The organism is Alteromonas sp. ABV4_515, assembly GCF_056160345.1.
On sequence record NZ_JBSWWZ010000002.1, the window covers coordinates 383,935 to 396,355 of the forward strand.

The window sequence follows — 12,421 nt, forward strand, 5'->3', positions numbered from 1 at the left end:
GTATAACACCCTAACTTTAAAGCTTAAATCTGATTTATTAAGATTATAAGCCTATCTTACTGCTTCATAATTATAGGGATATACAGCAGCTTATGGAGTTCTGGCTGGCTTGTTTTGTAACATTCCACAGGGTTGTGGTGCGACGCAGTGAAATCTTATTAGCTTGTACTGCTAGCTTCTTCCTCATTTCATTACAATTTGTCTCGGCTTCACCAATCAACTCCGACAAGGTGGTTGCTTTCAGTGAGTACCATCAGCGTTTGTGGGATACCCGGAGTCACTTACCGCAAATTTCCGCAATTAGCATTGCTGAAGATCCCCGCGGCTATATTTGGGTTGCTACCGAAGGTGGATTAGCCCGTTTTGACGGCAACCATTTCGAGGTTTTTGACGGCAGCATTTCTCCGTTATTTGCCGATCCGCTATTAAGAAAAGTGTTTGTCGCGCCCGACGGTGTGGTGTGGGTGGGCACTACCGATCGTCTTATCACTATTTGTACCGATAACCATATCCGGGAAATCACATTTGCCGATAATCCGCTTGGTAGAATTGACGATATCGTATGGTTTGAAGGCGCTATTTATGCGGGCGGTGATGCCTTGTATCGTATTGATGTTTCGCACGCCGATAAATCCAATTCGCATAGCGATGAAGCGGTGACACAATTGCCAGTCACGCAGGTTACTGCACTGACGGTAAAATTTGATGAACTCTGGGTAGCAACCGATCAACGTTTACTTTCCATAGGTGACGCCCGTGTCGTACAGGAAATCGACCTCGCATCGCTCGAAGATAGAACCCATATCACTAGCATGGCCCTCTACGAAAATCGCCTTGTTCTTGGTACCACTTCAGGCTTAATGCAGCTTGATGACAATCTACAACTTTCGTCATACAAGCTTAACGCATTGGAAATACCAGACAGCATAGAGCTCACCTTTGCAGACAGCTATGGCAACCTCTGGGTGGCTGGAAACCAGCGCTTACTGCAAATTGTTAAAGATCAGCTCGTTGAAGAAATCAGTGAAATCGATGGCAAAACGGCGCCTTGGTTTGTTACCGGCTTCGAAGACCGATGGGGAGACCTGTGGTTTGGCAGTCGTACCCACGGGATTCAGCGCCTACGCTTCGATGGCACTCGCCGGTTGGGTGAGGCTGAAGGGCTCGCAGAGTCCTATGTTTGGACGTTTACTCACAGCAAAAACGGGATTTTGGTAGGCACTAACCGTGGACTGTTTCTCTATGCAAATAAGCGGTTTACGCAGGTCGTCGCAGACCAACGTTTACCCAACAAAGTCGTGTATTCGTTATTTACCGATAGTAATGAACAATACTGGGTTGGAACGCGGGCTGGTCTGGTGCTGCTGAATGCAGATTTTAGCATCAGGCAATCCTTTCCTATGCTCGACAACCATCAAATCAACAGCATTGCTGAAGGCGATGATGGTGCCGTGTGGATAGCTACATTCGGCGGTTTGTTTCGTTGGAAAGATAACGCGTTGCAGAATATGACTGCAGAATTTGAGCTAAGCACAGTGAATATTCGCTATGTGTTTGTCGACAACAAAAACACGTTGTGGGTAGGTACTGCAAGGGGCGTGTATCAGTTTACTCATGGTAAAGCGCGGTCATATACCGATGATAAAACACTGTCAGAGACCTCTGTGTCTTATATAGGTCAGCTTTCTGATGGTCGTATCGTCGTTGGCACCTTTCAGTCTGGTTTTGCAGTGAAAAACTCTGACGGTTGGCGGTGGATGACACCGGATTTATTACCCGCTGCCGGAGTGATGTTTATGGCGGAAGACAGCGACAAGTTGATCGTTTCAACATTGCGCGGTGTTTACCAAATGAGTAAACAGTCACTCACTACGGAAGGTAAACCAGATGCAAAATTGATAATTGATGATTACGGCCAGGAAGCGGATGCAGATGGGATTCGATGCTGTAATGGCGCCGGAAGTGGTAGGGGAATATTGGAAGACAATCATCTCTATCTGCCTACACTAAACAATGTTGCCAGACTTGACTTAAAACAGGCTCTCACCCGAGAGCGCCCGCTATCAACGGTGGTCGAGTCTCTGAAAACCCGCAACAAGCAGTATTTTTCTGGTGAGCCCGAATTACCCGTTGGTGTTCGCAATGTGCAATTCAGATATACCACGCCGCTGTTTTATCGAAATAGTGCGCTGACTTTTCGCTATCGGCTAGTGGGATACGATCCTGAATGGACTAACGTAGGTGGAAGACGGGAAGCTTTCTACACCAACCTGCCAAAAGGAAATTACACCTTTGAAGTGCAAAGCAGGCTAAAAGAGCAAAATCAATGGAGTGAAGGCGCGACTTTCCAGTTCAGTATTACGCCTTTCTGGTATGAACAACCTTGGATGCGATTCCTGTTCTTAATTGCTGGTATGTTAGTCCTGTGGGGATTTTTCTATGTCCGAACCATACGTTTACAGCGTGCAAAACAACGACTGGAAGATGTCGTTCAATCGCGCACCCGTGAGTTAGATGCGGCGAATCAACAGCTTGCTGAAGCAAATTCGCAGCTGAAAAAAGCCAGTCTGAGTGATGCGCTTACCGGTTTGAACAACCGCCGCTATCACGATTGCAATATCAAGACTATCCTTGATAGAGCTGAGCGGAAGCAAGGCGTATATGCCGTATTGCTCGACATTGATAATTTTAAAGCACTCAATGACACCTATGGCCACGCAGTGGGTGATGAAGTGCTGATGAAGTTCAGCAAGGTCTTGCACCAGCACGTAGCTTACAACGATCATTTAATTCGCTGGGGCGGAGAAGAATTTCTTATCATCCTTAACGGTAATGCTTCTCCTGCCGAATTTATCACTGGAATGACAAAGGCAATGCAACAAGCAACGTGGCCAGCCGCTATTGCCAAATCACCGCCAACCTGTTCTGTGGGCATTTGCTTTCATGCGCCTGTTCAACACCATAAATGGGTTTGGCAGCACACACTGGTGCTGGCAGATAAAGCTATGTATTTGGTGAAACGACAGGGTAAAGACGGTTGGCTGTTACTCTCACCAGCCGATCACGCTCGCGATGCTATTGCAGATGCAGTCATTCACCAGACACCCGATGCGTTATTGACGCAGGAGGCGCTCACAATGCGCGGCTCTGCGCACGTGATTGATGCTCTACAAGTGCTGTCGGCGGACAAGGGAGCATCCAGTGATTAGCAGCAAAAAACGACTTTGTGAGACTTTCTATCACCAAGGTATCAAAAAAAACAGCTGAGTATCTGATTGTGGTTTGTTCATTTGCTTTAACAGCGTTAAACTAACACGGATTTTCATCATGGGCTTAAAATGAAACTAACCATTTCTTTTATCGGAAAACAAAAGAGATACCGCAGAAGCATCAGTGTACGTACACTGGTGAGCTTTACTGTGCTGTCTTCTTTACTGATGTTAGTCTCTAGCCGTTCCACTGATTCTGTGTCTGAAGACATCGCCAGAATCAAACTCGCACAAGCTGCCAACGAAGCTGAAAATGTTGAAATTAGCGAATTGGCAGAAAGCACCCGCTTGCAGCTGCAAGTGCTGGCTGCGCGCCTTGCTGAGATAGACGCAACGGTGACCCAACTTGATGAACAGGGCAAATTAATTGCCGCCGAATTCGGGATGAAAGCTGAAGATTTAGAGGCTTTCAACCCAGACTCTACGCCGATAAACGTGGATAACGACCCCCTCCTTAATCAGATCGCAACGCTTCAGCAGTCCGTTACAGCAAAAAAACAACAGCTGGCAATGCTTGAAAGTCTAGTGCGGGGGCATCATATCCATGAGCAGAGTCAATTATCTGGCCGACCTATACAGTCGGGATGGTTGTCTTCTTATTACGGCATGCGCAAAGATCCCTTTACCGGCAGTCCAGCAATGCACAAAGGCCTGGATTTCGCGGGTAAAACTGGTGATGACGTGGTTTCTACTGCAGCGGGTATTATTACCTGGGCGGGAGAGCGTCATGGTTACGGCTTACTGGTAGAAATAGACCACGGCGATGGCATAGTCACGCGCTATGGGCACAACAACGCGTTGTCAGTTTCTGTTGGTGATGTGGTAACAAAAGGCCAACCGATTGCCATTATGGGCAGCACAGGCCGCTCAACCGGGGCGCATGTTCACTACGAAGTAATAAGACACGGGCAACAAATCGATCCTCTACCGTACGTCACCAAACGACGTTAGGTAGCAGCCAGAACAGGTCTGCATTTGCCAGGCCTCCAACATTATTTAGGGTGTCGGTCATGCACATGATGTGCACGGGGGCATTTATTTTAAATCGACGGGCTAATCCGGGCTGCCGGAACTCGTAAAAAAGTAGTGGAATCATCAACCTAATGTTTGCAAGCATCCTGAAGAAAGTATTCGGTAGCCGTAATGACCGACTATTAAAAAAACTAAAAAAGAATGTCGATGCCATCAATGCGCTGGAAAAGGAATACGAAGCGTTATCCGATGAGCAGTTAAAAGCCAAAACTGCTGAGCTCAGAGCGCGCCTGGAAAAAGGCGAGTCTACCGATGATATCCTCAACGATGCCTTTGCTACCGTACGCGAAGCCAGTAAACGGGTTTACGGCATGCGTCACTTCGACGTGCAGATGCTAGGTGGTATGGTGCTGCACGATGGCAAAATTTCAGAAATGCGTACGGGCGAAGGTAAAACCCTTACTGCAACGCTGCCTACTTATCTCAATGCGCTTTCTTCAAAGGGTGTGCATGTTATTACGGTGAACGATTATCTGGCTCGCCGTGATGCTGATTGGTCGCGTGAACTGTTCGAATTCCTTGGCATGACAGTGGGTTGTAACGTGCCGGGTATGTCACCAGAAATGAAGCGCGCTGCCTATAATGCAGATGTGACTTACGGCACCAACAACGAATTCGGTTTCGACTACTTACGTGACAACATGGCGTTCAGCCCTCAGGATCGCGTACAGCGTCCGCTACACTATGCGGTAGTGGATGAAGTTGACTCCATCCTTATCGACGAAGCCCGTACACCGCTCATTATCTCCGGTGCCGCCGAAGACAGCTCACAGCTGTATAAAGCCATCAACACCGTTATTCCTGAGCTGGTACAGCAGGAAAAGGAAGATGAAGAAGGGCAGGAAGGTGACGGTGATTACACCGTTGACGAAAAAGCCCGTCAGATCCACCTGACTGAACGTGGTCAGATTCGTGTGGAAGAAATTCTGCAGAAAAACGGTATCCTGCCAGAAGGCGAATCGCTGTTCGCTGCCGGCAACATTTCCCTGCTCCATCACATTAATGCGGCGCTACGTGCTCACAAGTTATTCCAGAAAGATGTAGATTACATCGTGAAAGAAGATCAGATCGTCATTGTTGATGAGCACACGGGCCGTACGATGGAAGGCCGTCGTTGGTCTGAAGGTTTGCACCAGGCTGTAGAAGCCAAAGAAGGCGTGAAGATCCAGAACGAAAACCAGACCCTGGCTTCCATTACCTTCCAGAATTATTTCCGACTGTATGACAAACTTGCGGGTATGACAGGTACAGCCGATACCGAAGCTTTCGAATTCCAGTCGATTTATGGTCTGGAAACCGTGGTTATCCCAACGAACCGCCCCATGGCCCGTAAAGATATGGCCGACCTTATCTACCTCACCGCGCAAGAAAAATACGACGCCATTGTGGCCGATATTCGTGTTGCCGTGAAGAAAGGTCAGCCTGTACTGGTGGGTACCGTATCCATTGAAAATTCAGAACTGTTGTCACGTTTCCTGAAAAAAGAAAAAGTGCCGCACAAAGTACTGAATGCCAAATTCCACGCTCAGGAAGCCGACATCATCGCACAGGCGGGTAAGCCTGGTGCCGTGACTATCGCGACTAACATGGCCGGTCGTGGTACCGACATCGTGTTGGGCGGTAACTGGAAAGCAGAAGCGGAAAAAATTGAAAACCCGACTGAAGCACAGATCCAGAAGCTGAAAGCGGAATGGGAAGAGTTGCATAAACAGGTACTTGATGCGGGCGGTTTGCACATCATCGGTACCGAGCGTCACGAGTCACGTCGTATCGATAACCAGCTTCGTGGTCGTGCGGGTCGTCAGGGCGATCCGGGTTCAAGCCGTTTTTACCTGTCTCTGGACGATGCGCTGATGCGTATTTTCGCTTCTGAGAAAATGGCGGGCATGATGAAGCGTTTGGGTATGGAACATGGTGAAGCCATTGAACACCCGTGGGTAACTCGCGCTATCGAAAATGCCCAGCGTAAAGTGGAAGGCCGTAACTTCGACATTCGTAAGCAGCTGCTGGAATACGATGACGTCGCGAACGACCAGCGTAAGGTGATTTACGAACAGCGTAATGAACTGCTGGACGAAGGGGATATCAGTGAAACTATTCAGGCTATCCGCACCGATGTCGTGAACAGTGTGGTAGATGAATATATCCCACCGCAATCATTGGAAGAAATGTGGGATGTGCCTGCGCTGGAAGAACGTCTGAAAGCTGACTTTAAAGTAGATCTGCCGGTTCAGAAGTGGCTGGATGACGACGACAAGTTGTATGAAGACAGCCTTCGTGAACGCATTCTGACTGAAGTCGAAGGCGCTTATAAAGCGAAAGAAGACATGGTTGGCCCAGACGTACTGCGTCAGTTTGAAAAAGCTATTATGTTGCAAAACCTTGACAGCAGTTGGAAAGAGCATCTGGCAGCGATGGATCACCTACGTCAGGGGATTCACCTGCGTGGTTATGCGCAAAAGAATCCGAAGCAGGAATACAAGCGTGAAGCATTTGAATTGTTCTCTGCCATGCTCGAAAACCTCAAGGTTGAAGTGATTACCATTCTTAGCCGTGTACAGGTAAAAGCTGAATCTGACGTTGAAAAAGTGGAAGAGCAACGCCGTCAGGCTGACGACGTGCCGAAGAACTTTGAACACACTACGGCGCCTGAGCAAGAGCCGGAAGCGTCTGGTGAAGCGGCCGTACGCTCTGAAATGCGTCAGGGTCCGAAAGTTGGCCGAAACGATCCGTGCCCATGTGGTTCAGGCAAGAAATACAAGCAGTGCCACGGTAAGCTGTCTTAATGAAAGAAGTGCACGTAGCAGTGGGCGTGATCCTGCGGGATCAACAGGTATATATCTGTAAACGCCCCGACGACAAGCACCAGGGCGGCAAGTGGGAGTTTCCCGGTGGTAAAGTGGATGCTGGCGAAACCGTTACGCAAGCCCTTGCCCGGGAGCTGGATGAAGAAGTCGGCATTACTGTTCACGCCAGTTCTCCGCTAACCGTAATCAGCCACGACTATGGTGACAAGCGGGTTCTGCTTGATGTGCATACGGTGCCTGAATTTACCGGTGAACCTGAGGGGCGCGAAGGTCAGGAAGGGAAGTGGGTAAAGCTTAGTGCCCTAGTACCAGAAGACTTTCCTGCCGCAAATGTCGCTATCATTGAGAAACTCACAAAGTAATTTCTGGCGAATTAAACGCTTTATTTTAAAACCCCGGCCTTTCAGTCCGGGGTTTTTCGTATTTAAAGTAATAAATTTCATTACATGCATGTAATGTTGAAATAAATAGTAAAAAAGTTAGGTCTTTTTTGTAACACTACGCCAAAAGACTAAATTGACAGCGTTTGGCAACCATAACTTGCTTTACAAATGATGCTAAGTAACTGACATTAGTTGCTAAATCTCCTTTTGGTGACATTTGTGCATAAGATGACAAGGGTGCCTTACTTGTGTCGTCATGCACGCTATAGATTCCCGCCTATACCTGCGTATTCTGTTTTATACCTAAATATTTTTCTGATGCTCTAAACATTTACTAAATGCGCTGTTAAGCAATCGTTCATTCATAGTAAATTCCGAGGTTTTCCATGGCACTGAAAAAAAGCACTGAGGCCAGCCCGGCCACACCAGCCGTAAGAGTTGACGCGAAACTACGCAGAGAAGCAGAAGAGCAGCGAAGAAAAGCACGCACGCTCGCCAGACAACAACAAGCTGCCGAGCGGGTAGCGACAGCGACGGCTGAATTGGCCAGTGGTATTAGTCAGTCTGCTAGCGCGACCGATCAGTTAGGCACTGCCATCAACGAAATTGCAGCCGGTGCAGAAGAGTCAAGCAGTGCAAGTCAGGAGAGTCTGGCGGCAATTACTCAAATTTCTTCTTCATTGGTGTCACAGCTTACGTTGTCCGGACAGACCTTGGATAAAACCAATGTGCTTCAAACCTTCGTTGACCGTGTTATGGGCAACCTCGGCAATATGATGGATAGCGTAAAAACAGCGTCTGAACACCAGTCACGCTCTGTGGTGATGATGAGCGAGCTGGAGCAGCAAGCATCCAATATTGGTGAAGCGGTTAAACAAGTTACCCGCATTGCTGATCAGACCAACCTGCTTGCATTAAATGCCGCAATTGAAGCCGGACGCGCCGGTAAACACGGCAAAGGCTTTGCGGTAGTGGCCGATACTGTACGTGCTTTGGCTGAAGTATCGGACAAGAGCGCTGCCGACATCGCCATGCAAATTGAGCAAATTCAGCAGCAGTCAAATCAGGTTTCTGATGCAGTAAAGCAATCATCGGAAGCCGCGTTGGAAGAAGTCACAAAAGGCGAAGCGGTAACCAGCCAGCTGGCCACAATTAAAGAAGATATGCAGATCATTGCTACCGGCTCTGAAACGCTGCAAACCAAAATTCGCGAAATGGACAATGCTGCCAAAGAAATCCAGGCCGGGTCTGAAGCCATTTCCTGTGCTGCCGACGAACAGTCTTCTGCTGCCCAGGAAGTGTCCAGTAACGTATCTGAACAAAGTAGCGCTCTGTCACAAGCTGAGCAAGCTGCCCAGTCTCTGGAAATTATCACTGAAGAGCTGAAAAACAGCACCGACATAAATAAAAGTGCGGAAGAAGTGGCGTCCTCGGCAGAAGAGTTATCTGCAAGCATGGAGGAAATCAGCCGCTCAACCACAGAAATATCCACGGCACTAAACCAGATTAACAACGGTGCACAACAGGCAGCATCGGCGGTTGATCAGGCAGTGAGCAACATCGATACCCTCCGGGATGGTGTAGCGGAAGCTTCTAATCAGTCTGAAAACGCGCTTACCCGTGGCGCGGCGATAACAGAACTGCTGAAAGAGAACCGTGCACTTATCGAAGAAATGGTGGAAGGCATCAATACCGCACTGGAAACCAGTAAATTGAACGTATCCGCCATTACTGATATGGAATCAATGACCCGTACTATCGACAAAGTTATCGATACCATCACAACCGTGTCAGTGAAAACCAGCATGCTTGCCGTTAACGGTGCTGTAGAAGCGGCCCGGGCGGGTGAATACGGTAAAGGTTTTGCCGTGGTATCTGCCGATATTCAAAGCCTGGCCGATGAGGCCGCTGAGAATGTTGAACAAATCAAAGATCTCATCAAAGCCATTCAGGATCAGACACAAAATGTAAAAACTGATCTGACCAACGTGGCAGAAAGTGCCTACCGTGAGGTGCAAAAAGCGAAGCAAACCACTGAGGATATCGCTGGTATTGCCAAAGATATGGCTGAAGTACTTTCTTACAACAAAGAAATGCAGCAAGCCGGTGAAGAAATTGCAGCTGCTGTAGCGCAGGCCCAAAAAGGCCTGGAGCAAATTGCCGCAGCGAATGAACAGGCCAGCAGTAACTGTCAGCAGGCATTGTCTGCCGCAGAGCAGCAGACCAAAGGTGTGGAAATCCTGGCCCGCTCTATTGAGGAAATTTCCTCTGTCGCTGATGAAATGCAAAATAGCTAAGGCCGGTTGATTCAGAGTTAAAGGTGAGGTGAGACCATGCAAGAAATGGAAACTCAGGAAATTACCGCAACAGACACCGAGCTGCAGTTTGTTTCTTTCCAGATTGGAAAAGAGAAATTTGCATTTCCCATGCAGTCTGTTGGCGAAATTATTCGTGTACCCGTGATGGTGGGGGTTCCGCTGGGACCCCACCAGATGATGGGACTGGCAAACCTGCGGGGTAACGTACTGCCGGTTTACGATTTACGGGCTATTTTGCTGTCGTGTGCAGCAGAACAAACTGAAACATCCCGCGTTGTCGTTGTGGAGTCAACACTCGGTATGACGGGCTTTCTGGTTGACAAAGTAAACCGTGTTTACAGTGTGCCGAAAGACACCGTGGTTAATGACAAACAAGGCGATTCGTCAATTTCTTATGACTACCTGCAAGGGTTGATTAAGCAAAAGAACGAACCGCTGGAGCAGATCCTCAATGTTGAAAATCTGGTGCAGTCACAGTTAACCGTCAGTCATAAAAAAGACGGCTCTGGCCTGCAACTTCAGCAAAACCGCACCGGTTCGCAAGACAACAACAGCGAAGCCGAAGATGATTTGCAGCAACTGGTGTGTTTCTCCATTGCCGGGCAAGAATTTGCCTTTTATCTCCATGATGTGGGTGAGATTGTGCGGGTTCCCGACGACATATCCGCCTTACCCGACAGTAATCCTTCGGTACTGGGGCTGGTTAATCTGCGGGGAAGAATTATTCCCATCGTCGATCTGGCCATGAATCTTGGCATGCAGCCCTGCGAAATGAACGATGCTACCCGCATCATCATCGTTAACTGCAGCGACAGCAGTCAGTCTGCTGTGGGCTTTGTGGTCGCGAAAGTCAGCAATGTGGTGAGTATATCACCGTCGGCGCTGGAGCCTGTGCCGTCTATGTGCAACGACGGATATACCGATGGCGCGCTGGAAGCCGTGTACCGTGTGGAAGGCACCAAGCGACTCATATCTATCGTTAACTTGCACAGCGTTTTCCAACGCTCCCTAAGCCAGGCGCTGAGCCAGGTTGATTTACAAGATGAGGTTTCTGATATGGCTGATCAGGACGAAGGGGTGCTGACCGAAGAAGACTATGCCCAATACGTGATCTTCTCCATTGCCGGTCAGGAGTACGGGGTCAGCATCGAAGATACCCAGGAAATAACACGCATTCCCGACAAGTTGGAAAGTGTGCCTAATACACCGGACTACCTGCAAGGCATTGTCAATCTGCGGGGCACGGTACTGCCTGTGATTGATTTACGCACGCGATTGGGATTACCCAAAGCGGAAGCCACTGACCGTCAGCGTATTGTGGTGCTTACCCGGAACAAGCAAAAAACCGGCTTTATTGTGGATGGCGTGGCAGAAGTTAAAACCGTTATTACCGATTCTATCGAAGATGCGCCTTCACTGTCTGATGAGCAAACTGAGCTGTTAAACAAGCTCATCAAGCTCAACAAAGAGCAGCGCATCATTCAGCTCATCGAGCCGTCGGTACTGCTGAACGACAACGATATTGCAAAAGTAAACGGGGGTTAACGGGAAGATGGCAGTCAAAGTATTAGTGGTAGATGACTCTGCCTTGATGCGGAAACTGTTCACACAGGTTTTCACTGCACGGGGCTATCAGGTTGACTCAGCCCGCGATGGCGAGGAAGCACTGACGAAATCAGCGGCTTTTAAACCTGATGTGATTACTTTAGATATCAACATGCCGGTGATGGATGGTTTGACCTGTCTCAGCCTGCTAAGAAAGTTTCACCAGTGCCCAGTACTGATGTTGTCTTCGCTGACGCAGAAAGGTGCATTGGTGACACTAGAAGCGCTGGCACTGGGAGCGGCAGACTTTGTCTTGAAGCCCGGCGGAACGGTAAGTGCGGATATAAGCGATATTGAAGATGAGCTGATTTGCAAAATAGAAGCGCTTACTGCAAACGTTCGGCGAACGGCAGCGCCGTCGAAGCCCATGCACTCGCCACAGCAAGCTGCAGTGGCAAAAGCAACGGCAGCGCCGGTAAAAAGTGGCAAGGTTCAGGTGGTCATGATTGGCGTGTCTACCGGTGGGCCAAGGAAACTTGAGCAAATATTGTCTCAGCTTCCTGCGCATTTTCCTTGCCCGGTTGTGGTAGCGCAGCACATGCCGAAGGCATTTACCGCCGCGCTGGCGAAAAGGCTGAATGATTTGTGCCCCCTTGAGGTGGTGGAAGTCAGCAGCCGTATGCCATTAGAAACCGGCAAAGTGTATATCGCCAAAGGAGATGCCGATGTGTCGTTCGTGAAAAACCAGAATATGGTTTTTGTCAGACCCATACCGGCCAGCCCTAACTTCCTCTGGCACCCCAGCGTGGATCGCATGGTGGAATCGGCATTGGGATGTTTCGATGCTAAAAACATGCTGTGTGTTCAGCTTACCGGTATGGGGTGTGATGGTGTCGCGGCAATGTCTAAGGCTCATAGCCGCGGTGCAATCACCATTGCCGAGAGTGAGGTAACAGCCACCGTGTTCGGCATGCCAAAAGAACTTATACAGGCGGGATGCGCGACGCATATCCTTGATAGTCACGCCATCGCGCAACGCGTTAATCATCTTTGTAAACAGTAGGAGA

Annotated in this window: 7 protein-coding genes; all 7 read left to right on the forward strand. The window is 48.9% G+C overall.

Translation table 11 applies throughout. The features are described from left to right. Positions 1-137 precede the first annotated feature (137 nt). The 7 genes from ACXAGX_RS05995 (at position 138) to cheB (ending at position 12,417) form a co-directional block, all read left to right on the forward strand. Positions 138-3,209, forward strand: a complete 3,072-nt coding sequence (locus ACXAGX_RS05995; protein ID WP_474837195.1) for a diguanylate cyclase domain-containing protein — start codon at positions 138-140, stop codon at positions 3,207-3,209. Between the two features lie 129 nt (positions 3,210-3,338). After that, complete coding sequence (locus ACXAGX_RS06000; protein WP_474837197.1) at positions 3,339-4,220, forward strand: peptidoglycan DD-metalloendopeptidase family protein; 882 nt, start codon at positions 3,339-3,341, stop codon at positions 4,218-4,220. Positions 4,221-4,372: 152 nt separating this feature from the next. Further along, complete coding sequence (gene secA / locus ACXAGX_RS06005; protein ID WP_474837199.1) at positions 4,373-7,087, forward strand: preprotein translocase subunit SecA; 2,715 nt, start codon at positions 4,373-4,375, stop codon at positions 7,085-7,087. Next, entirely contained in the window at positions 7,087-7,470 is a 384-nt protein-coding gene (mutT, locus tag ACXAGX_RS06010; RefSeq protein WP_474837201.1) for an 8-oxo-dGTP diphosphatase MutT, read from the forward strand. Before secA ends, mutT begins: the two co-directional genes overlap by 1 nt. Positions 7,471-7,877: 407 nt before the next feature. Further along, positions 7,878-9,788 (forward strand): methyl-accepting chemotaxis protein, encoded by a 1,911-nt coding sequence (locus tag ACXAGX_RS06015; RefSeq protein WP_474821264.1) that lies wholly within the window; start codon positions 7,878-7,880, stop codon positions 9,786-9,788. Positions 9,789-9,824: 36 nt separating this feature from the next. Next, positions 9,825-11,354 (forward strand): chemotaxis protein CheW, encoded by a 1,530-nt coding sequence (locus ACXAGX_RS06020; RefSeq protein WP_474837203.1) that lies wholly within the window; start codon positions 9,825-9,827, stop codon positions 11,352-11,354. A 7-nt stretch (positions 11,355-11,361) separates the two neighbouring features. Next, positions 11,362-12,417 carry a chemotaxis-specific protein-glutamate methyltransferase CheB gene (gene cheB / locus ACXAGX_RS06025; RefSeq protein ID WP_474821270.1) on the forward strand — a complete coding sequence of 352 codons (1,056 nt, stop codon included), beginning with the start codon at positions 11,362-11,364 and terminating at the stop codon, positions 12,415-12,417. Positions 12,418-12,421: the final 4 nt, after the last annotated feature.